Annotated in this window: 13 protein-coding genes and 1 tRNA gene; 11 read left to right on the top strand and 3 right to left on the bottom strand. The window is 73.8% G+C overall.

Translation table 11 applies throughout. From position 1 onward, the window contains the following. Positions 1-59: 59 nt before the first annotated feature. From OG871_RS16910 to OG871_RS16875, 8 genes are all read left to right on the top strand, one after another. Positions 60-7,457: a beta-ketoacyl synthase N-terminal-like domain-containing protein gene (locus OG871_RS16910; protein ID WP_371497620.1), complete on the top strand. Its 7,398-nt coding sequence runs from the start codon at positions 60-62 to the stop codon at positions 7,455-7,457. A 29-nt stretch (positions 7,458-7,486) separates the two neighbouring features. After that, positions 7,487-9,115 carry a PfaD family polyunsaturated fatty acid/polyketide biosynthesis protein gene (locus tag OG871_RS16905; protein ID WP_371497619.1) on the top strand — a complete coding sequence of 543 codons (1,629 nt, stop codon included), beginning with the start codon at positions 7,487-7,489 and terminating at the stop codon, positions 9,113-9,115. After that, the gene (locus OG871_RS16900) at positions 9,112-10,827 is read left to right on the top strand and encodes an acyl-CoA dehydrogenase family protein (RefSeq protein ID WP_371497618.1); all 1,716 of its coding nucleotides are present in this window, start codon (positions 9,112-9,114) and stop codon (positions 10,825-10,827) included. Before OG871_RS16905 ends, OG871_RS16900 begins: the two co-directional genes overlap by 4 nt. A gap of 30 nt (positions 10,828-10,857) precedes the next feature. Then, positions 10,858-12,651 carry an acyl-CoA dehydrogenase family protein gene (locus tag OG871_RS16895; RefSeq protein WP_371497617.1) on the top strand — a complete coding sequence of 598 codons (1,794 nt, stop codon included), beginning with the start codon at positions 10,858-10,860 and terminating at the stop codon, positions 12,649-12,651. A gap of 25 nt (positions 12,652-12,676) precedes the next feature. Next, positions 12,677-12,913 (top strand): hypothetical protein, encoded by a 237-nt coding sequence (locus OG871_RS16890; protein WP_371497616.1) that lies wholly within the window; start codon positions 12,677-12,679, stop codon positions 12,911-12,913. A gap of 9 nt (positions 12,914-12,922) precedes the next feature. Beyond that, positions 12,923-14,230 carry an NAD(P)/FAD-dependent oxidoreductase gene (locus OG871_RS16885; RefSeq protein WP_371497615.1) on the top strand — a complete coding sequence of 436 codons (1,308 nt, stop codon included), beginning with the start codon at positions 12,923-12,925 and terminating at the stop codon, positions 14,228-14,230. A 179-nt stretch (positions 14,231-14,409) separates the two neighbouring features. After that, entirely contained in the window at positions 14,410-14,847 is a 438-nt protein-coding gene (locus tag OG871_RS16880) for a DUF3291 domain-containing protein (RefSeq protein WP_371497614.1), read from the top strand. 52 nt (positions 14,848-14,899) lie between these two features. Next, the gene (locus OG871_RS16875) at positions 14,900-16,372 is read left to right on the top strand and encodes an MFS transporter (protein WP_371497613.1); all 1,473 of its coding nucleotides are present in this window, start codon (positions 14,900-14,902) and stop codon (positions 16,370-16,372) included. Positions 16,373-16,442: 70 nt separating this feature from the next. Here the strand turns inward: OG871_RS16875 and OG871_RS16870 are convergent, their stop codons facing one another. Beyond that, a complete protein-coding gene (locus OG871_RS16870) occupies positions 16,443-17,084 on the bottom strand; it encodes a MerR family transcriptional regulator (RefSeq protein WP_371497612.1) in 642 nt (213 codons plus the stop codon). A 136-nt stretch (positions 17,085-17,220) separates the two neighbouring features. On the opposite strand from OG871_RS16870, the gene OG871_RS16865 reads away from it, so the two are divergent. Then, the gene (locus OG871_RS16865; RefSeq protein ID WP_371497611.1) at positions 17,221-18,261 is read left to right on the top strand and encodes a UDP-N-acetylmuramate dehydrogenase; all 1,041 of its coding nucleotides are present in this window, start codon (positions 17,221-17,223) and stop codon (positions 18,259-18,261) included. Between the two features lie 18 nt (positions 18,262-18,279). Here OG871_RS16865 and OG871_RS16860 read toward each other — a convergent pair whose 3' ends face one another. Both OG871_RS16860 and OG871_RS16855 read right to left on the bottom strand, forming a co-directional pair. Beyond that, on the bottom strand, positions 18,280-19,299 hold the full coding sequence (locus tag OG871_RS16860) for an adenosine deaminase (RefSeq protein WP_371497610.1): 1,020 nt from the start codon (positions 19,297-19,299) through the stop codon (positions 18,280-18,282). Positions 19,300-19,391: 92 nt separating this feature from the next. After that, on the bottom strand, positions 19,392-20,627 hold the full coding sequence (locus tag OG871_RS16855; RefSeq protein ID WP_371497609.1) for a pyridoxal phosphate-dependent aminotransferase: 1,236 nt from the start codon (positions 20,625-20,627) through the stop codon (positions 19,392-19,394). A 244-nt stretch (positions 20,628-20,871) separates the two neighbouring features. Here OG871_RS16855 and OG871_RS16850 point away from each other — a divergent pair. Together OG871_RS16850 and secE are read left to right on the top strand one after the other, a co-directional pair. Next, positions 20,872-20,944: transfer RNA gene (locus OG871_RS16850), tRNA-Trp, on the top strand. Between the two features lie 148 nt (positions 20,945-21,092). Further along, complete coding sequence (secE, locus tag OG871_RS16845; RefSeq protein WP_371497607.1) at positions 21,093-21,452, top strand: preprotein translocase subunit SecE; 360 nt, start codon at positions 21,093-21,095, stop codon at positions 21,450-21,452. Positions 21,453-21,563 lie beyond the last annotated feature (111 nt).

The raw sequence follows: 21,563 nt of genomic DNA, 5'->3' as shown, positions 1-21,563 counted from the left end.
CGGCCGGCCGCCCAGCGCGGCCGGCCGGACCGCCCACAGCCCGGAGGGACCCGGCTTCCATGAGCAAGTACGCCATCGTCGGACTTTCCTGCCTCTTCCCGGGTGCGGCCACCCCCGAGGAGTTCTGGCAGAACCTCAGCGCGGGTGCGGACAGCCGCACCGAGGGCGGCCCGGAGGTCTTCGGACCGCCCGCCGACCCCCGCGACCTCGACCCGCAGCACCCGATCACCTGCACCAGGGGCGGTTTCGTCCGCGACTTCACCTTCGACCCCACCGGCTACCGGCTGGCGCCGGACCGACTGGCCCGGCTCGACCGGGTGTTCCACTGGTCGCTGTACGTCGCCCGCGAGGCGCTGCGCGACAGCGGCCACCTGGACCGGACCGAGCTCCTCGGCCGGACCGGCCTGGTGCTGGGCAACTACTCCTTCCCGACGCCCGGTTCGGCCCGGATCAGCCTGCCGCTGGTGCAGCAGGCGGTCCGCGACGGGCTGGTCGCCGGTGGACTGACCGGGTTCGACGACCCGTCCGGCACGGCCGCGGCCGACCCGGCCGACGCCCGGGTCAGCGGCGCCCCGGCGCGGATCGTCGGTGCGGCGCTCGGCCTCGGCGGTCCCCGGTACGCGCTGGACGCGGCCTGCTCCTCGGCGCTCTACGCGCTGAAGCTGGCCTGCGACCACCTGGCCGCCGGACAGGCGGACCTGGTGCTCGCGGGCGGCGTCTGCGCCCCGGACCCGACCCTGATCCACCTCAGCTTCTCCGACCTGCACGCCTACCCGGCGAACGGTTTCAGCCAGCCCTTCGACAGCCGCTCGGCGGGCATCCTCACCGGCCAGGGCGCCGGCATGTTCGCGGTCCGGCGGCTCGCCGACGCGCAGCGCGACGGCGACCGGATCCACGCCGTGATCGACGGCATCGGCCTGTCCAACGACGGCGCCGGCCGGCACCTGCTGGTCCCGAGCGAGGCCGGCCAGCACCGGGCGTACCAACTCGCCTACGCCGACGCGGGTGTGGCGCCGGACGGGATCGACTACCTGGAGTGCCACGCCACCGGCACCCCGATCGGGGACTCCACCGAGGCGGCCTCGGTCGCCGGGTTCTTCGGCCCGGCCGGCAAGGTGCCGCTGCTCGGCTCGGTGAAGGGCAACATCGGCCACCTGCTGACGGTGGCCGGCCTCAGCAGCATGCTCAAGGTGGTGCTGGCCATGCGGCACGGCCACCTCCCGCCGACCATCGGCGTCACCGAGCCGGTGACCGGACCGGACGGCCCGGTCGCCGGCGCCCTGGTCCGCACCGGACAGGACTGGCCGGCCCGGCCGGGGGAGCGCCGCGGCGCCGTCTCCGCGTTCGGGTTCGGCGGAACCAACGCGCACGTGGTGCTCTCCGACGCGGGCACCGCCCCGGCGGACCACCCGGCCCCCACCGCCCCGCCCGCACTGGACGTGGTCGGTGTCGGCGCGCACTTCGGCTCGCTCACCTCCGCCGCCGCCCTCGAACGCGCCGTCCACGACGGGCTCGACGCCTTCGGCCCGCTGCCCGAGCGCCGCTGGCGCGGCCTGGAGCAGAGCGGCGGCGCCCTCGCCGCCGCCGGTTTGACCCGCGAGACGCTGCCCGAGGGCGCGTTCGTGGACACCGTCGGTCTCGACCCGGTCGACCACCGGATCCCGCCCGCCGACCTGCGCAACTACAACCTCCAGCACGCGCTGATGTCCAAGGTCGCCGACGAGGCGCTCGCCGACGCCGGCTTCAGCCGCTCGGCCGCACCCGGACCGGACGGACCAGGACCGGACGGACCGGGGCGGGGCGGCCCGGCACCCCGGCGGGTCGCCGTGGTGGTCGCGATGGAGATCGAGCCCAGCGCCCACCTCCACCTGGCCCGCCACCGGCTCGGCGGCCACCTGCGCGAGCTGTTCGACTCCGCCGGGCTGGAGCTGACCGACGCGCAGCGGCAGCGGCTCACCGCACTGGCCCGCGAGGGCGTGCACGAGCCGATCGTCGCCAACGAGGTGCTCAGCTACATCGGCAACATCATGGCCAGCCGGATCTCCTCGCTGTGGAACCTCACCGGCCCCTCGTTCACCATCTCCGCCGAGGCCGCCGGCACCGCCCAGGCCCTGGAGCTGGCCCGGCTGCTGCTGCTGGACGACACCGTCGAAGCCGTCCTGGTCGGGGCGGTCGACCTCGCCGGCTCGCCCGAGAGCCTGCTGCTGCGGGTCGAGGGCGGTGACGGCCCGCCGGTCTCCGGGCCCGGGCTGACCTACGGCGAGGGCAGCCAGGGCTGGCGGATCGGGGAGGGCGCCGGTGCGGTGGTGCTCACCCGGCCCGGTGAGGGCGCGCGCCCGGCGTACGCCCGGTTGGACGCGGTCGCCGTCCGGCACGCCGTCCCGGTCGACGGCGAGCTGCCCGAGGCCGACGCGGACGCGCTGGCCGGGGCCGCCGCGCAGGCGCTCGCCGAGGCGGGCATCCAGGCCACCGAACTCGGCTACCTGGAACTGCACGCGGGCGGCACCGAGGCACAGGACGAGGCCGAACTGGCCGCGCTGGCCCGGATCCACCCGGCCGGCACCCCCGGCCCCGCACTCGGCAGCGCCAAGGCCCAACTCGGCGACGCCCAGGGCGCGGCGGCCATGGCCGGTCTGCTGCGCGCGGTCTTCGGCCTGCACCACGGCTACCTGCCCGGCGTGCCCGGCTGGCAGCGTCCGGCCGGGTCCCGGGCCGCCCGACTGGCCGCCACCGGCTGCTACCTGCCGGACTCCTCCCGCCCCTGGCTGCGCGCCGAACGCGACGGGCGGCGGTACGCGGCCGTCTCCTTCATCGGCGGCGGCGGGGCGCACGGGCAGCTGGTGCTCTCCGCCGACCGCACCCGGGGCCGGATCGAGGAACGCGACTGGCAGCGGGCCGGCGGCCCCGTCCTGCTGGCCCTCGGCGCACCCGACCCGGCCGCACTGGTGGCCGAGGTCACCCGGCACCGCACGCTGCTGGCCGACGGAGCCGACCCGTACCGGCTGGCCCGGGAGGCCGCCGAACGGCTGACCGCCGGCACCCCCAGGGTCGTCCTGGTCGGCCGGGACACGGACGAGCTGGCCCGCCAACTGGAGCTCGCCGCCCGGGACCTGCCCGCCGCCCAGGAGCGCGGCGAGGACTGGGCGACCCCGGCGGGCAGCTGCTTCACCCCGCATCCGATCGGCCCCGAGGGCAAGGTCGCCCTGGTCTACCCGGGCGCCGTCAACTCCTACCCGGGCCTGGGCCGGGACCTGTTCCGGGCCTTCCCCGGTCTGCTGGAACGGTTCGAGGCGGAGGTGGCCGAACCGGACCGGACCTTCCGGACGGCGCGGCTCCACCCGCGCACCCAGGTCGCGCCCGGCCGGCGGGAGTTGATGGCCCTGGAGGCCGAACTCGCCGACGACCTGCCGTTCATGCTCGCCACCGGCACGACCTTCGCCATCCTCAACACCGACCTGGTGCGCGACCTGCTGGGCGTGCCGGTGCACGGCGCGTTCGGCTACAGCCTGGGCGAGAGCAGCATGCTCTTCGCCACCGGCGGCTGGCAGCGGTCCGCCCGCCGGGACGACCGGATCAGCGCCACCCCGCTGTTCAAGCACCGGCTCAACGGCCCGCGCGACACCGTCCGCGAGCTGTGGGGCCTGCCGGCGGGCACACCCGACGCCGAGGTGTGGGCCGGCCATGTGCTGCTCTGCGACCCCGAGACGGTCCGGGCCGCCCTCGCGGCCTACGACCGGGTGTTCCTCACCCACGTCAACACCCCCGGCGAGGTGGTGGTGGCCGGCGACCCGGCCCAGTGCCGCCGACTGATCGCGGAGCTCGGCTGCCCGGCGGCGCGCTCCCCGGTCACCGGCGTCATGCACTGCCCGGTGGTGGATGGCGAGGTGGCCGCCCTGGCCGAGCTGAACAGCCACCCCACCGGCTCCACCGGCGGCCTCGACCTGCTCACCGCCTACGACTACGGGCCGGTCGAGGACTTCGACCAGCAGCGGATCGCCGACCGGATCGCCCACACGCTGCGCTCCACGATCGACTTCCCGCGGCTGGTCCGCACGGCGTACGACCGCGGGTTCCGCTACTTCGTCGAGGTCGGCCCGGGCGCCACCTGCACCCGCTGGGTGCGCGAGACGCTCGGCGAGGCGCCGCACGTCGCGGCCTCGGTCGACCGCCGGGGCGTCCCGGCCGCCCGGTCGGTCGCCCAGCTGGCCGCCCGGCTGATCGCGCACGGGGTGCCGCTGGACCTGGTCGGGCTGCTCGGGCCGGTGCCGGCCGCGGCGGCCCGGCCCGGCCGGGCCGCCTTCCCGGTCGGCGGCGGTCCGTCCGTCCCGGCGCGGATCGCCGCCGGAACGGCCGCGCTGCTGGCCGAGGCCGCCGAGGCGCGGGCCACCCCGCAGGCCGCCCCGCCGACCGCTCCGCCGGCCGCCTCGCAGGCCGCCGAGCTGCCCGCGAGCGCGCCGCCCGCGTTCGCGGCGCCGGTGCTGGCCGCCCTCGGGGCCGGGCCCGCCGGCCCCGGCACTCCCCGCCCGCTCCCGGTCGGCCCCGTCGCGGCCGGCCCTTCCGGACCAGCCGGTCCCGTTCCGCCGGAGGACCAGATGCCAGCCGACCCGAGCCTTGCCGACCCCGAGGTCATCACCTTCGACGGTGAGCCGATCGCCTTCCTGCCCTGGGCCGACGACCCGGCCCCCGTACCGGCCCCCGGGCCGGCCCCCGGGCCGTCCGCGCAGCCGTCCGGGCCCCGGGCCGCGGCGCGCACCGCCCAGTCCGACCGGGCCGCCCCGCCGGCCCCGCCGTCCGCCGACGGCGACCCCGCCCGGGACCTGGTGCGGGAGCTGCGCCGGCAGATGGTGGCCACCCACTCGGTGGTGATGGAGACCCAGCGCGTGCTGCAGGAGTCCACCCTGGCCAGGACGGAGGCCCTGCTGGCCGCCGGGCCGGCCGCGCCGTCGGCCCTGCCGCCCGCCCCGGCTCCCGAGCCGATCGCCTTCACCCCGAGAGCGGAGCTGCCCCCGGCCCCCGTCCCGGCGGTCGCCCCCGCTCCCGTGCCGGTGCCCGAGCCGGCCAGGCCCCCCGGCGTGATCTGGGACGAGGCCGACCTGCTGGAGTTCGCCACCGGCTCGCTGGCCGCCGTCTTCGGTCCGGCCTTCGCCGAGATCGACGGCTACGGCAAGCGGGTGCGGCTGCCCGCGCCGCCGTACCACTTCGTCACCCGGGTGACGGAGCTGAAGGCGGAGACCGGTGTCTACCGGCCCTCCTTCATCCGCACCGAGTACGACGTGCCGGCGGACGCCTGGTACACCGTCGACGACGGGGTGCCGCCGGCGGTCGCGATCGAGGCGGGGCAGTGCGATCTGCTGCTGATCAGCTACCTCGGCATCGACTTCCGCAACAAGGGCGAGCGGGTCTACCGGCTGCTGGACTCCACCCTGGTCTTCCACGGCGACCTGCCCAGGGCCGGGCAGACCCTGCGGTACGACATCTCGATCAACCGGTTCGTCACCCAGGGCGACACCACGCTCTTCTTCTTCAGCTATCTCTGCTACGCCGACGGCGAGTTGATCCTCGAGCTGAAGGACGCCTCGGCCGGCTTCTTCACCCAGGCCGAGCTGGACACCCCGCTCGGCGTGGTGATCACCGAGAAGGAGCGGGCCGCCCGGGCCGCGCTGACCAAGGGCTGGTTCAAGCCGCTCGCCCGGACGGACCGGAACCACCTCACCGCCGCCGACCTGGAACTGCTCGCCCAGGGCCGCCCCGGTGAGGTCTTCGGCCCCGAGCACGCCCAGGACGCCGGCCTCAACCCCGCCCTGCGGCTGCCGGACGCCCGGCTGCGGATGATCGACGAGCTGCGGATCGACCGCACCGGCGGCCCGCGCGGCCTCGGCGCCCTCACCGCGCACAAACGGCTCCAGCCCGACGCCTGGTACTTCGAGTGCCACTTCCCGGACGACCCGGTGCTGGCCGGCTCGATGGTCGCCGAGGGCGCGGTCCAGGCGCTGCAGGCGTACCTGCTGCACCAGGGCATGCACCTGGTGCTGCCGGACGCCCGCTTCCAGACCATCGTCGGCCTGCAGACCGAGGTCCAGGTGCGCGGCCAGATCACCCCGGCGCACCGGGAGATCCGGTACGAGATCGAGGTGATGGAGCTGACCATGCTCCCGCGCCCGTCGGTGGTCGCCGACATCCTGGTGTACCTGGGCGACAAGCCGGTGATCCGGATGCGCAACTTCGGGATCCAGATCCGCGAGAAGGAGGGCACCCCCTACCGGCCCGAACTCGGCGGCGTACCGGCCTTCCTGGGCCGCCGCAACCGCTCCGGCGAGCCGGCGATGATCAACGAGCTGCACCTGGCGCACGCCGCCAAGGGCGACCTGGGCACCGCCATGGGCCCGGAGTTCGACGTCTACCGCGACAGCCGCGCGCCCTACATCCCCAACGGTGACTTCCAGTTCGTCGACCGGATCATGTCCCTCACCGGCACCCGCGGCGAGCTCGGCCCGGGCTCGGAGATGGTCACCGAGTACGACTCCCCGGCCGACGCCTGGTACTACGCGCAGAACTCCCACCCGCACATGCCGAACTGCGTCCACATGGAGACCTCGCTGCAGGCCGCCATCCTGCTCGGCTACTACCTCGGCGCGACCCTGAAGCAGCCGCAGACCGAGTACTCGATCCGCAACCTGGACGGCCGGGCCACCCTGGTCAAGGACGTCGACCTGCGCGGGAAGACCGTCCGCCACCACTCCAAACTGCTGATGACCAGCGCCGTGCAGGGCGCCGTGCTGCAGAACTTCAGCTACGAACTCTCCGCCGACGGCGAGGTGTTCTACACCGGCGAGTCGCTCTTCGGGTACTTCAGCGAGGCCGCGCTGGCCAACCAGGCCGGCCTGGACGCCGGGAAGTACGTGGCGCCCTGGATCGAGCGGGAACAGCCGGCCGCGGCGCGGGTCCGGCGGATCGAGCTCACCGACGACGCACCCGCCTTCACCGACCCGTCCGGCGGCCTGCTGCACCTGCCCGGCGACCACTTCCACCTGGTCGACCGGGTGGACCTGATCGCCGACGGCGGCCGGCACGGGCTCGGCTATCTGCACGGCCACCGCGAGGTCAGCCCCGACGAGTGGTACTTCGACTGCCACTTCCACCGCGACCCGGTGATGCCCGGATCGCTCGGCGTCGAGGCGGTGCTGCAGGCGCTGCGGCTGTTCGTGCTGGAGCAGGGCCTGGCCGAGGGCATCGAACGGCCGCGCTTCGGGCTCGCCACCGGCGTCGAGATGGGCTGGAAGTACCGCGGCCAGATCCTGCGCCACGACCGGGAGCTGCGCTTCGACGTGCACGTCCGGGAGATCCGCCGCGAGGGCGGCCGGGTGGTGGTGATCGCGGACGCCGACCTGTGGAAGCCGGGCCTGCGCATCTACGAGCTCACCGGTGTCGCGATCGAGGTCCTCCCGGCCACCGCCTGACCACCCCTGCCTGAGGAGACCGAACCGACATGAACCACCCGCAGACACCGCTGCTCTGGCAGGGGGAGCAGTACCCGAGTACCGACCCGGCCGGGGTCTACCACGTCCTGGCCGACCTCGAACGGCCCTGTTTCGTGGTCCGCACCCCGCGCGGCATCGGCGCCGCCGCCACCGGCCGGCCCGCTCCCGCCGGGGCGCCCGGCGGCCTGCCGCTGCTGGCCGCGGTGGCCCCGCTGCCCCCGCACCGGCTCGGCTCGGCGGCCTTCCTCGCCGCGCACGGGGTGCGCCAGCCGTACCTGGCCGGGGCGATGGCCGGCGGGATCGCCTCCGCCGACCTGGTCGTCGCCCTCGCCCGGGAGGGCTTCCTGGCCTCCTTCGGCGCGGCCGGCCTGCTGCCCGAGAGCATCGAGAAGGCGCTGGCCCGGTTCGCCGCCGAGATCCCCGGCCTGCCGTACGCGGTGAACCTGATCCACAGCCCCAGCGAGGAGCGGCTGGAGCGGGAGGCCGTCGAGCTGTTCCTGCGGCACGGCGTGCGCTGTGTGGAGGCCTCCGCCTTCATGGCGCTCAGCCCGCACATCGTCCGCTACCGGCTGGCCGGTCTGCGGCAGGGCCCGGACGGTCAGGTGGTCGCCGAGCACCGGGTGATCGCCAAGATCTCCCGGACCGAGACCGCCGAGCGCTTCATGCGCCCGGCCCCCGCGGCCACCGTCAGCGCGCTGCTGACCCAGGGGCTGATCAGCCCGCTGCAGGCCGACCTGGCCAAGTACGTGCCGATGGCCGACGACATCACCGTGGAGGCGGACTCGGGCGGCCACACCGACCGCCGCCCGCTGCCCGCGCTGCTGCCCAGCATCCTGCGGCTGCGCGACAGCGTGCAGCGCGAGCACCGCTACCCCGCGCCGATCCGGGTCGGCGCGGCCGGCGGCCTGGGCACCCCGATCGCGGTGGCCGCGGCCTTCGCGATGGGTGCGGCCTACGTGGTGACCGGCTCGGTCAACCAGTCCTGCGTCGAGTCCGGCGCTTCGAAGGCGACCAAGGCGCTGCTGGCCGAGGCGGGCATCGCCGACTGCGAGATGGCCCCGGCGGCCGACATGTTCGAGCTGGGCGTGGAGCTCCAGGTGCTCAAGAAGGGCACGCTGTTCCCGATGCGGGCCAAGAAGCTCTACGAGCTCTACCAGGCCCACGACGGCCTGGAGGCACTGCCCGAGGGCGAGCGGGCCCGGCTGGAGGCGCAGGTCTTCCGGCGGCCGCTGGAGGACGTCTGGCAGGAGTGCGTCGGCTACTTCCGCCGCCGCGACCCCGAGCAGCTGGCCCGCGCGCAGGACAGCCCGAAGCGGCGGATGGCGCTGGTCTTCCGCTGGTACCTGGGGATGTCCTCGCGCTGGGCCACGGTCGGCGACCCCGACCGCACCCTGGACTACCAGATCTGGTGCGGCCCGGCGATGGGCAGCTTCAACGACTGGGTCACGGCCAGCTATCTCAAGGCCCCGGGCAACCGCAGGGTCGCCGACGTCGCCCACCACCTGATGCGCGGCGCCGCCTTCCACACCCGGGTGGCCGCGCTGCGGACGGCCGGTGTGCAGCTGCCGGCCGCCGTCGCCGACTACCGTCCGGTGCCGCTGGAGTCGCCGGTGGCCGCCCTCGGCGGTGCCCTGTGATCGGGCGGCTCGGCCGGAAGGCGGCGGAACTGGAACTCCTGCTGGGCGACCCCGGCGACCCGCTCGGCCCGTACGGCTTCGCGGCGGCGGTCCGCCGGGACGAGCGGGACGAGTTCCCCGACGAACTCGCCGGGGTCCTGCGGGAGGCCGGGTTCCACCTGGACCACCTGCCGGCCGAGTGGGGTGGCGGCTTCGAGTCCTTCGACCGCAGCCTGCTGCTGGTCCGCGCGGCGGCCCGCCGGGACCTCAACGTCATGCCCGCCACCATGTTCTCGATCACCGCCGCCACCTGCGTACGGCTGCACGGCTCGCCCGAGCAGCAGCGGTGGGTCGCCGAACTCCTGCGCCGCGGCGGGTCGGTGGGCTTCGCACTGTCCGAGCAGGAGCACGGCAGCGACCTGCTCGCCAACACCGCCGGGCTGGAGCCGGAGGGCGAGGGCTGGCGGCTCAGCGGTGAGAAGTGGATGGTCGGCCTCGGGCAGCGCTGCGAGGCGCTGTACCTGGTCGCCCGCACCGGTGAGCGCGGGCCGGGGGCGTTCACCGCCGTCCTGCTCGACCTCGCCCCGGCGGCCGGCCGGCTGGACCGCGGCGAGGCCGTGCCCACCTCGGGTATGCGGGGCATCGACTTCGCGCACCCGCGGTTCGACCGGTTGCCGGTCGCCCGCGAGCACCTGGTCGGCCGGCCGGGGGAGGCCCTGGAGGTCGCGGTCAAGGCCCAGCAGGTGGTGCGGCTGATGAGCACCGCCGGCAGTCTGGGCTGCGCCGACACCGCCCTGCGGCTCACCCTCGACTTCGCCGCCGAGCGCCGGGTCGGCCGCTCGACGCTGCTGGAAACGCCTTACCAGCGCAGGGAGTTGGCGATCGCCTCGGCCGCCCTGCTGGTCGCCGACGCGGTCGCGCTGGCCGCCGCCCGGGGTATCCACGTGGTGCCCGAGCAGTTCAGCGTCTGGGGCTGCGCGGCCAAGCACGTGGTCGCCGAGGCGGTCGAGGACGCGATCGCCCGCTGCGGCGCCACCCTCGCCACCCGGTCCGTGCTGCGCACCGAGGGCCCGGGCGGCGGGGTGTTCCAGAAGCTCCAGCGGGACGCCGCCCTCGTCCGGGTGGTCGACACCAGCACCCTGGCCAATCTGCGCTCCTTCTCCGGACAACTGCCCGCGCTCGCCGCGGCCGCCGCCCGCGGCGCCGGGGACGGACCGGCGGCCAGGACCGTCTTCGCCCTGGACGAGCCGCTCCCGCCGTACGACCCCACCCGGCTCGACCTCAACGCCCGCGGGCGCGACCTGCCCACCGGCACCCTGGCCGCGGTCGCGGGGCCGGCCGCCCGTGCCCTCGCCGAGGCCGGCGCCCCGGCGGTCGCGGAGCTGGCGGAGCGGCTGCTCGCCGCCGTCCGGGCGCTGCCCGGGGAGGCCGCGGCGGCCGGTACCGGCACCGGCCCGGTCGACCTGGCGGAACGATTCGCCTGGCTGCACGCGGCGGCCTGCTGCCTTCAGCTGTGGTGGGCCGGCCGGCACCTCGCGCTGTACGGGCAGAAGCCCGGCTCCACCGCCTGGCTCGGCGGCTGCCTCGGCTACCTGCTGGCCCGCGCCGACCAGCGGCCCACCCGCGCTGCCGCCGAACACCTGCTGCCCGCCCTCGACGTCCTGCTCGACCTGCGGACCGAACACCGCCTGTTCTCCGCAGCACCCGTACCCCTCGCCCGGCCGGTGGTGTGACCGATGGAGCTTTCCGCGACTGGAGGACCGGTGAACAGCTCAGACCTGCCCAGACTCGCCGCCGAGTTGGAGGAGTACCTGGGTGACCCGCACGACCCGGCGAGCCGGATGCCGTACGAGCGGATCCTCGACCACGACGAACGCGAGGAGTACCCGTACGCCTTCGTCAACCTGCTGCAGCGCTGGGGCGTGCACGAGTACAACATCCCCGAGGCGCAGGGCGGCCTGGCCGGCAACGTGGAGACCGGCTTCAACCTGCTCCGGCTGATCGCCCGCCGTGACCCGACCACCGCCACCGCGCTCATCATCACCAGCCTGGCCTTCCTGCCCGCCTGGATCGCCGGCACGGACGAGCAGAAGCAGTACCTGAGCGACGCCATGAAGCAGGGCAGCCGGTACGCCTGGGGGCTGTCCGAGCGCAGCCACGGCAGCGACGTGCTCAGCAACGAGCTCGCTGCCGAGAAGGTCCCCGGCGGCTACCTGCTCACCGGCGAGAAGTGGCTGATCGGCAACGCCCGGGTCGCCGACGGTCTGGCCGTGTTCGCCCGGACCAGGGCGAGCGGCGGCCCGGCGGGCTACTCCATCTTCCTGCTGGAGAAGCGCCGTACCCCGGCCGGCGCGGTCGAGGAGCTCCCGAACGAACGGCTGCACGGCCTGCGGGCCCTGGACATGAGCGGGATCCGGCTGGACGGGGTCTTCGTCCCCGACGCGGCCCGGCTCGGCGCGGAGGGGGCCGGCCTGGAGATCGCCCTGCAGACCTCCCAGGTGGCCCGCACCCTGATCGGCTCGATCGCGCTCTCCGCCGTGGACACCGCGCTGCGGATCACGCTGGACTTCACCGAGCGCCGGGTGATCTTCGGCCGCGCCGTCAGCGACATCCCGTACTCCCGGCGGCAGCTGGCCGAGTGCTTCGCCGACCTGATGATCGCCGACGCGGTCAGCCTGGGGGCCGTCCGCAGCCTCCAACTGGTGCCCGAACAGGCCAGCGTCTGGTCGTCGGTGGTGAAGTACTTCGTGCCGACGCTGCTGGAGACCACCATGTCCCGGCTCAACATCGTGCTCGGCGCCCGCTTCTACCTGCGGGCCGAGCCGCACTACGGCATCCACCAGAAGATGCTCCGCGACATGCTGGTCGCCAACTTCGCCGACGGCAACACCGTGGTCAACCTCAAGAACCTGGCCCTCCAGCTGGACGGCCTGCTGGCCGCCGCCACCGGCCCGGCCGGTGAGGCGCAGGCCACCGCCGAGCAGCGGGTCGCCACGCTGTACGGCCTCGACCGCGAACTGCCGCTCTACCGGCCCTGGGACCAGGAGCTGTTCAGCCGCGGCCGGGACGACGCCCTGCTCGCCGCCCCCGCCGCCCTGCGCGCGCTGGGCGAACACGCCGAGGCCGCCAAAGGCGACGACCGGGAGTGGCTGACCCGGGCCGCCGCCGTGGCCGCCGAACTGCTCGGCGCGGCCACCGCCCTGCGCGACCGCTCGACCGCCCTGCGGGCCGAACTCGGCCGGGAGTACGGCCAGTCCGCCGAACTCTTCGACCTGGCCAAGCAGTACTGCCTGCTGCACGCCGTCGCCGCCTGCCTGCACACCTACCTGCGGGCGGTTGCCGGGGACCTGGCCGACCCGCTGCCCAGCGCCGCCCTGCTGCTGCTCCAACTGGAGCGGCTGCGCAAGCAGGTGCACCCGCACGAGACGGTCACCGACAGCCGGGTGGTGGACGAGGTGATGGCGGTGCTGCGCCGCCTCCACCAGGAGAACCGCCTCTTCTCGCACTGGCAGTTCCAGCTCGCCGAACGCGGGGACCTCAGCCTCGCCGAGATCTGAGCCCGGCCAAGGAAGGACACGCGAGATGCCGAGACGCACCGCCGCCGATCCGTCCGCCGTCCGCCGGGTGCCCTGCCCGGGCTGCCGGGCCGAGACCCCCGAGAGCCGGCTCGACCGGGATCTCAAGGTCTGCCCCGCCTGCCGGCAGGAACTCCGCCGGGAGACCTGCGCCTGGCTCCAGCAGCTGGCCGGCCTCGCCGTCCTCGGCCCGGTCCTGGAGGCCGGCGCCCGCACCGACACCCCCATCGCCCCAGCCAGCTAAGGACGTCCCATGTCTGCACCGCTGTCAGCACCGGCCAAGCCCCGGGTCGCGATCATCGGCGCCGGAGTCTCCGGCCTGTCCGCCGCGTACCGGCTGCGCCACCACGCCGAGCTCACCGTCTTCGAACAGGACGACCGCCCGGGCGGCCATGCCAACACCATCGAGGTCCAGGACGCCGGCCGGACCCTGGGCATCGACACCGCGTTCGTCATCTTCAACCGGCCCAGCTACCCCAACCTCACCCGGTTCTTCGACGAGCTGGAGGTGCCGTTCCGGGAGCACCGGGGCGGCTTCAACTTCTTCGACCTGGACACCGGCCTCCAGTTCGGCACCGAGGAGATGGCGCTGCCGGAGGAGGAGGTGGCCGGCCGCTACCCGGAGGAGTTCCGTACCATCCGGCGCGAGGCCCGCCGCTTCCACGAGGAGGGCCGCAAGGACTTCCTGCGCAAGCGCACCGACCTGCCGCTCGGCGAGTACCTCGACCGCGGCGGCTACAGCCAGGAGTTCAGGCACGGCTACGTCATCCTGCTCTGCACCGCCGTGTGGTCGGTGCCGGCCGAGCTGATCTGGGAGATGCCGGCCACCACCGTGATCGCCTTCTTCATGGCCCACGACGAGGGCGGCCTCGGCGGTGCGCGGGTGGACTGGCGGACCGTCGGCGGCGGGTCCATCAGCTACGTCCGGCGGGCGCTGGCCGCGATCGACCCCAAGCTGCGGCTCGGCGAGCGGGTCGCCGGGGTCCGGGAGGCCGCGGACGGTGTCGAGGTGACGACCGCCGCCGGCACCGAGCGCTTCGACCACGCCGTGCTCGCCGTCCACGGCGACCAGGCCAGGGCGCTGCTCACCGACCCGACCGAGCTGCAGCGGCAGACGCTGGCGAAGATCCGCTACAACCCCTCCAGCGTCGTCCTGCACACCGACGCCTCGGTGATGCCCGAGGACCGCTCCCGCTGGGAGAACTGGAACTACGGCAAGGTCGTGGTGGACGGCGCGGTCCGCCCCTACGTCGTCTACTACATGAACCGGCTGCACGGCTTCGAGTCCGAGCACGACTACTTCGTGACCCTGGACTACCCGCGTCCGATCCGCGCGGACCTGGTGATCAAGGAGCTGTACTACGAGCACCCGGTCATCGACATGGACCTGCGCACCCTGCAGAGGACCATCTACCGGGTGAACGACGGGACCCGGGTGAAGCTGGCGGGCTCCTACTTCCACTCCAAGCAGCTGCACCACGACCAGATCGGGTCGCACGAGGCGGCGTTCTCCTCCGGGCTGGAGGCGGCGGAGCAGCTGCTCCGGGAGCTCGGGGCCTGAGGCGGTCCCGGCGGGGCGCGGGCGGGGTCGGCCGAGCGGGCCGGCCCCGCCGGATTCAGCACTGGCCATTGGGCAGTGCCACTCCCTATAATGGATAGCGCTAGGTTCCACTATCGACTCGGGCGAGCGCGTCCTCCGCTGCGCGCCGGGCCGGCGACCGACGAGGAAGGCCGATCTCGATGCCCACTCTCCCCTGGACCACCCCGAACCCGGCCCGGCCGCAGACCCAGGCCCTGGTGATGGCCTCGCGCCTGCAGGTGCGCTCCTTCAAGGACGTGCCGCGCTTCTTCCTCAAGTCCCTCGCGGTCTGGCAGCAGGTCCGCAAGGCCCCCGGCGCCCTGGGCGCCTCGCTCATCGCCCAGCCGCTGCGCCGGACCTTCTGGACGCTCTCCGCCTGGGAGTCCCGCGAGGCGCTGAACACCTACGTGAGGACCGAGCCGCACTACTCCACGATGACCTCGCTCCGGTCGACCATGAACGGCTCCACCTTCGTCTTCTGGGACGTTCCGACCGAGCAGCTCCCGATCACCTGGGCCGACGCCAAGCAGCGGCTGGCCGAGCAGCGGCGCGCCGACGAGGCCGCCGGCGGCGGAGCCGCCGAGCGTCCGAGCGCCTGAGCACCCCGAGCACCCCGAGTCCGCCCACCTCGCTTCCCGAAGGAGAAGAGTCATGGCTTCGCCCGATCTCACGGCGGCCGGCTCGCCGAGCCCCGCCGCCCAGGGGCCGAAGGTCCCGCTCTGGCTGTCGATCGTCGCGTGCAGCGTGCCGATGTTCATGGTGGCGCTGGACAACCTGGTCGTCTCCACCGCCCTGCGCACCCTGGCCGTCGACCTCAAGGCCGACACCAAGGACCTTCAGTGGTTCGTCAACGCCTACGTGCTGAGCTTCTCCTGCCTGCTGCTGATCGGCGCCGCCCTCGGTGACCGGTTCGGCCGCCGGAAGGTCTTCGCCATCGGCATCGCGATCTTCACCCTCTCCTCGATCGCCTGTGGCCTGGCCGGCACCAGCGGTGAGCTGATCACCGCCCGTACGGTCCAGGGCTTCGGCGCCGCCGCCGTCATGCCGCTCTCGCTGACCCTGCTCTCGCAGGCCGTCCCCGAGAAGATGCGCAGCCTGGCGCTCGGCCTGTGGGGCGCGGTCAGCGGCCTGGCGATCGCACTCGGCCCGGTGGTCGGCGGCGCGGTCGTGGACGGCCTGGCCTGGGAGTGGATCTTCTGGATCAACGTGCCGGTCGGCGTGGTCGCGATCCCGCTGGTCTTCAAGGTGCTCCGGGAGAGCAAGGGCGAGAAGGCCGGGCTCGACCTGATCGGCATGCTGCTGGCCGCGGCCGGTCTGCTCGCCGTGGTCTGGGGCATCGTCAACGGCAGCACCGACGGCTGGACCTCGACCAGGATCGTCGCCGCCTTCGTGGCCGGCGGTGTCCTGCTGGTCGCGTTCGTGCTCTGGGAGCGCCGCCAGACGCACCCGCTGCTCCCGCTCTCCTTCTACCGGATCCGGGCCTTCACGCTGACCAACATCGTCTCGGCGACGATGTACTTCGGCGTCTTCGGCTCGATCTTCTTCCTCTCCCAGTACCTCCAGATCGCCCCGTACCGGACTCCGCTGCACGCCGGTGTGCTCACCCTCGCCTGGACGCTGATGCCGATGTTCATCGCCCCGGTCGCGGGGGCGCTCACCGACCGGGTGGGCGGCGGGCGGCTGATGGCCCTCGGGCTCTTCCTGCAGGCCGGCGGCCTGGCCTGGATCAACCTGGCGGCCACCGCCGACACCCCGTACTCGCACCTGGTCGGCGCGATGCTGGTGGCTGGCGCGGGTATGGGCTTCGCCATCGCGCCCACCGCCGCCGTGGTGCTCGGCGCGGTCGGCCCGGAGCACCGCGGCAAGGCCTCCGGCGCCAACACCACCGTCCGGGAGATCGGCGGCGCCTTCGGCATCGCGGTGCTGAGCAGCGTCTTCCTGGCGCACGGCAGTGAGGCGAGCCCGGCCGAGTTCGTGGACGGCCTGCACCCGGCGGTCTGGGTGGGTGTCGCCGTGGTCCTCTTCGGCGGGGTCTGCGCGCTGTTCATCCCGCGCCCGCCGCGGCCGGCCGAGCAGTCGGAGCCCCGTCGGCCGGCCGACGAGCCGGCCCCGGCCGGCGTCTGACCGGGTCCGGCCGGAGTCCGGCCCAGCCCGAGCGGCCCGCGACCCTCCACCGGGAGGGCCGCGGGCCGCTTCAGCGCGGGACGGGGGCCGTCTCGAAGGCCCGGTGCGAGGCGTCGGCCTGGGCGAGCCGGCGCATCGCGCCGATCAGGGCGTCGCCGAGGACGGTGCCCAGCACCGCCCCTTCGACCTTGCTGTCGACACCCTCGCGGTGCCCGATCGCGGCCAGCTCGGCCGCCGCCAGCCGCTCGGCGACGCTCGCGTAGTCGTCCAGGATGCCCAGCAGGTCGTCCTGCCCCAGGTCGCGGAAGGTCATCACCAGCTGGGCGAGCGCCTGCCGGGCCGGGTTGGTCTCCTTCACCGCCCAGCCGCGCCGAGCCACCAGGTCCGCCACCACCTGCTCGGCGAGGGCCCAGGCGACCGGGTCGGTGACGGTGACCTGCGGGGTGACGGCGGCCTGGGCGATGCCGAGCACCTCGTGCAGGCTGCTGTCGGGTGCGTCGATCGCGCCGAGCACCTCCCGGGTCGCCGCCACCGAGAGCTTGCCGACCTCGACCATCGCGCGGACCAGCTTCAGCCGGTGGACGTGCCGCTCGCCGTACTGGGCCTGGTTCGGCCCGGTGCGCTCCCCGCCCGGGATCAGACCCTCCCGCACGTAGTACTTGATGGTCGGCACCGGCACCCCGGCCCGCCTGCTCAACTCCCCGATGCGCATCGCGTCCCCGCTCCCGAAGCCGTAGGGCCCGTGCGAGGGCGGCGAGCCCGGCCGGACCAATATGGATAGCTTATCTCTCCAAATTGTTCCGGGCGCCGGAACGGACCGGCCTTCCGGCCCGTATACCGTGGTGGGCGTGCAGGTACTCGAAAACGCGCCGCTCGCCCCGCTGACCACCCTCCGGCTCGGTGGCCCCGCCCGCCGGCTGGTCACCGCCCGGACCGACGACGAGGTGATCGCCGCCGTCCGCGCCGCCGACGCCGCGGGCGAGCCGCTGCTGGTGCTCGGCGGCGGCTCCAACCTGGTGATCGGGGACGCCGGCTTCGACGGCACCGTGCTGCGGATCGCCACCGAGGGCTTCGACCTCGACGGCACCCGGCTGGAGCTGGCCGCCGGCGAGGTCTGGGCCGACGCGGTCGCCCGGACGGTCGACCACGGCCTGGCCGGCATCGAGTTCCTGGCCGGTATCCCCGGCTCCGCGGGCGCCACCCCGGTGCAGAACGTCGGCGCGTACGGCCAGGAGGTGGCCGACACCGTCACCGAGGTCGTCGCCTACGACCGCGCGGCCGCCGAGCGGGTCACCCTCACCGCCGCCGAGTGCGAGTTCTCCTACCGGCACAGCCGCTTCAAGGCCGACCCCGAGCGGTACGTCGTGCTCCGGGTGGTGTTCGCCCTGGACGACGCGGCCGGTCTGTCCGCCCCGGTCAGGTACGCCGAGGTGGCCAGGACCCTCGGTGCCGAGGCCGGGCAGCGGGTCGACCTGCGGACCGCCCACGACACCGTGCTGAAGCTGCGCGCGGGCAAGGGCATGGTGCTCGACGCGACGGACCACGACACCTGGTCGGCGGGCTCCTTCTTCACCAACCCGATCCTGACGGCCGACCAGTACGCCGCCTTCACGGCCAGGCTCGGCGACTGCACCGCCCCCGCGTTCCCGGCACCCGACGGCTGCACCAAGACCTCCGCGGCCTGGCTGATCGACCACGCCGGCTTCCGCAAGGGCCACGGCGCCGGCCCGGCCACCCTCTCCACCAAGCACACCCTGGCCCTCACCAACCGGGGCACCGCCACCACCGAGGACCTGCTCGCGCTGGCCCGCGAGGTCCGCGACGGCGTCCGGGCCGCCTTCGGCGTCGAGCTGGTCAACGAGCCCGTCATGGTCGGCGTCGAGCTGTAGCCGCGGCGGCGGGGGCCGCTACTCGGTCAGCCAGACGTCGATGTCCGCGAGCAGTTCCTTCTGCACGGCCTCCGGCGCCCGCGAGCCCCGGACCGACTGCCGGGCCAGCTCGGCCAGCTCGGCGTCACCGAAGCCGTGCACCTCGCGGACCAGCCGGTACTGCTCGGCCAGCCGGGAGCCGAACAGCAGCGGGTCGTCCGCGCCGAGCGCCATCGGCACCCCGGCGTCGAACAGCGTCCGCATCGGCACCAGCTCGGCCCGCTCGTAGACCCCGAGCGAGACGTTGGAGGACGGGCAGACCTCGCAGGTGATCTGCCGGTCCGCCAGCCGCTGCATCAGCCGGGGGTCCTCCGCCGCCCGGACGCCGTGGCCGATCCGGCCGGCCCCGAGGTCGTCCAGGCAGTCCCGGACGGACTCCGGCCCCGCCAGTTCGCCGCCGTGCGGGGCGGCCAGCAGCCCGCCGTCCCGGGCGATCCGGAAGGCCCGGTCGAAGTCCCGGGCCATGCCGCGCCGCTCGTCGTTGGACAGTCCGAACCCCACCACCCCGTGGTCGGCGTACCGGACGGCGAGCCGGGCCAGTGTCCGGGCGTCCATCGGGGACTTCATCCGGTTGGCCGCGACCAGCACCCGGATCCCCACCCCCGTGCTCTCGGAGGCCTCCCGGACGGCGTCCAGGATCAGTTCCAGCGCCGGGGTGAGCCCACCCAGCCGGGGCGCGTACGAGGTCGGGTCGACCTGGATCTCCAGCCAGCGCGAGCCGTCCCGCCGCTCGTCCTCGGCGGTCTCCTGCACCAGCCGCCGGATGTCCTGCTCGTCCCGCAGCACCGAGCGTGCGGTGTCGTAGAGCCGCTGGAACCGGAACCAGCCGCGCTCGTCGGTGGCCCGCAGCTGCGGCGGCTCGGCGGAGCTGAGCGCCTCGGGCAGCCGGACCCCGTGCTTGTCGGCCAGCTCCAGCAGCGTGGCGGGCCGCATCGAACCGGTGAAATGCAGGTGCAGATGGGCCTTCGGGAGGCCTCGGACATCACGCTGGCGATCCATTTACCGATCCTGCCGTATCCCGGCCCCAAACGGGAACCGCCCCCTGTACATCCCCCGAAGGGGTGACAGAGGGCGGTCCGGGAGAACGGCGGTCAGTCGCGCGCCTCGGCCAGCAGCTTCTGCACCCGGCCGATGCCCTCGACCAGGTCGGTGTCGCCCAGCGCGTACGAGAGCCGCAGGTAGCCCGGGGTGCCGAAGGCCTCGCCGGGGACGACCGCGACCTCGGCCTCGTCCAGGATCAGCGTGGCCAGCTCTGCGGAGGTGGCCGGGCGGCGGCCGCGGATCTCCTTGCCCAGCAGCGGCTTCACCGACGGGTAGACGTAGAACGCGCCCTCGGGCTCGGGGCAGAGCACGCCCTCGATCTCGTTCAGCATCCGCACGATGGTGCGGCGGCGGCGGTCGAACGCGGCCTTCATCTCGTCGACGGCCGACAGGTCGCCGGAGACGGCGGCCAGCGCGGCGACCTGGGCCACGTTGGAGACGTTCGAGGTGGCGTGCGACTGCAGGTTGGTGGCGGCGCTCACCACGTCCTTGGGGCCGATCAGCCAGCCCACCCGCCAGCCGGTCATCGCGTAGGTCTTGGCCACGCCGTTGACCACGATGCACTTGTCGGCCAGCTCGGGCAGCAGCGCCGGCAGCGAGGTGAAGGTGGCGTCGCCGTAGACCAGGTGCTCGTAGATCTCGTCGGTGAGCACCCACAGGCCGTGCTCCAGCGCCCAGCGGCCGATCGCCTCGGCCTCCGCCTCGGTGTACACCGCGCCGGTCGGGTTGGACGGCGAGACGAACAGGACGACCTTGGTCTTCTCGGTGCGGGCCGCCTCCAGCTGCTCGACCGAGACCTTGTAGCCGGTGGTCTCGTCGGCCACGACCTCGACCGGGACACCGCCGCCCAGCTTCACGGCCTCCGGGTAGGTGGTCCAGTACGGCGCCGGGATGATGACCTCGTCGCCCGGGTCGAGGATCGCGGCGAAGGCCTCGTAGATCGCCTGCTTGCCGCCGTTGGTGACGAGCACCTGGGAGGCGTCCACCCGGTAGCCGGAGTCGCGCAGCGTCTTGGCGGCGATCGCGGCCTTCAGCTCGGGCAGCCCGCCGGCCGGCGTGTAGCGGTGGTTCTTCGGGTCGCGGCAGGCCTCGACGGCGGCGTCGACGATGTAGCCCGGGGTCGGGAAGTCCGGCTCACCGGCACCGAAGCCGATCACGGGACGGCCGGCCGCCTTGAGGGCCTTGGCCTTGGCGTCCACGGCGAGGGTGGCGGACTCGGCGATGGCGCCGACCCGGGCGGAGACCCGGCGGTCGGCAGGACGGTTGGCGGGGGTGGAAGCGCTCATGTCTGCATCGTCCCAGAGTCGGCGCCCCGCGGGCACGACGGTTTCAGTATGCGTACCGGACCGTCCACGATGTGTCCCGCCGGTACGGGGGGTGGGGCTGCGGTGAATGAGGTTCGACCAAACGCTCAAGAACACGTACACTCACTGCTCGATGGCTCCCGAGGTGCGGATCCGCCGCCGCGTACACCACGCAGCGGCTCGGATGCGGTAGGTTTGGGCGCAGTCCGGTGCCGCGAGGCGCCGAAGGGCACTAGCTCAATTGGTAGAGCACCGGTCTCCAAAACCGGCGGTTGGGGGTTCGAGTCCCTCGTGCCCTGCAGCTTGATCCGTAACGAGCCCGTTCGCTCCACAGAGCGAGCGGGCTTGATGCGGAGAGGGCCCCACCAAGCACTGCTTTCGCCGGATCGCTCGTGCGGCACTCGCACGCAGTCGCGCTCGGCAGGACCCGGATTCAGGTGAGGACGAGTGACGGAGACCACGGGCTCCACCGCAACGCCTGAGAGCGGCAACCCCGAGGGTGCCGACGGCGCGGCCGAGACCACGCCTGCCGACGGGCTTTCCCGGCGCGAGCGCCGGCGGGCCAACAGGGCCGCAGGCGGTGACGGCGCCAAGAAGCCCGGAAAGCGGGCCAAGAAGGGCCTCTTCGCCCGGGCGGCGATCTTCTACCGCCAGATCATCGCCGAGCTGCGCAAGGTCGTCTGGCCGTCGCGCAACGAGCTGATCCAGTACACCACCGTCGTGGTGACCTTCGTCATCGTGATGATGATGGTGGTCTACGGCGTGGACTACGGCTTCTCCAAGCTCAGCTTGTGGATCTTCGGCTGACCAGCTCGGCAGCCAGCAACACCCGACCCGGGTCGGCACCCTTCCGCACGGACGGGGGCGGCCCGGGTCGAGCTGTCTGCGCCGACCGGACGAGCCCGCTACCGTTGACTC

This window comes from Kitasatospora sp. NBC_00374 (assembly GCF_041434935.1).
Lineage (GTDB): Bacteria > Actinomycetota > Actinomycetes > Streptomycetales > Streptomycetaceae > Kitasatospora.
The sequence above is the reverse complement of the archived record's forward strand: the minus strand, read 5'-3'. Positions and strand labels throughout refer to the sequence as shown.

What these genes read in the sequence shown, in the direction of transcription:
- OG871_RS16880 (WP_371497614.1), top strand. Translation starts at nt 14,410, where the DNA reads ATGCCCACTCTCCCCTGGACCACCCCGAACCCGGCCCGGCCGCAGACC.
- OG871_RS16860 (WP_371497610.1), bottom strand. Translation starts at nt 19,299, where the DNA reads ATGGATCGCCAGCGTGATGTCCGAGGCCTCCCGAAGGCCCATCTGCAC.
- OG871_RS16855 (WP_371497609.1), bottom strand. Translation starts at nt 20,627, where the DNA reads ATGAGCGCTTCCACCCCCGCCAACCGTCCTGCCGACCGCCGGGTCTCC.
- OG871_RS16875 (WP_371497613.1), top strand. Translation starts at nt 14,900, where the DNA reads ATGGCTTCGCCCGATCTCACGGCGGCCGGCTCGCCGAGCCCCGCCGCC.
- OG871_RS16885 (WP_371497615.1), top strand. Translation starts at nt 12,923, where the DNA reads ATGTCTGCACCGCTGTCAGCACCGGCCAAGCCCCGGGTCGCGATCATC.
- OG871_RS16905 (WP_371497619.1), top strand. Translation starts at nt 7,487, where the DNA reads ATGAACCACCCGCAGACACCGCTGCTCTGGCAGGGGGAGCAGTACCCG.
- OG871_RS16910 (WP_371497620.1), top strand. Translation starts at nt 60, where the DNA reads ATGAGCAAGTACGCCATCGTCGGACTTTCCTGCCTCTTCCCGGGTGCG.
- OG871_RS16890 (WP_371497616.1), top strand. Translation starts at nt 12,677, where the DNA reads ATGCCGAGACGCACCGCCGCCGATCCGTCCGCCGTCCGCCGGGTGCCC.
- OG871_RS16870 (WP_371497612.1), bottom strand. Translation starts at nt 17,084, where the DNA reads ATGCGCATCGGGGAGTTGAGCAGGCGGGCCGGGGTGCCGGTGCCGACC.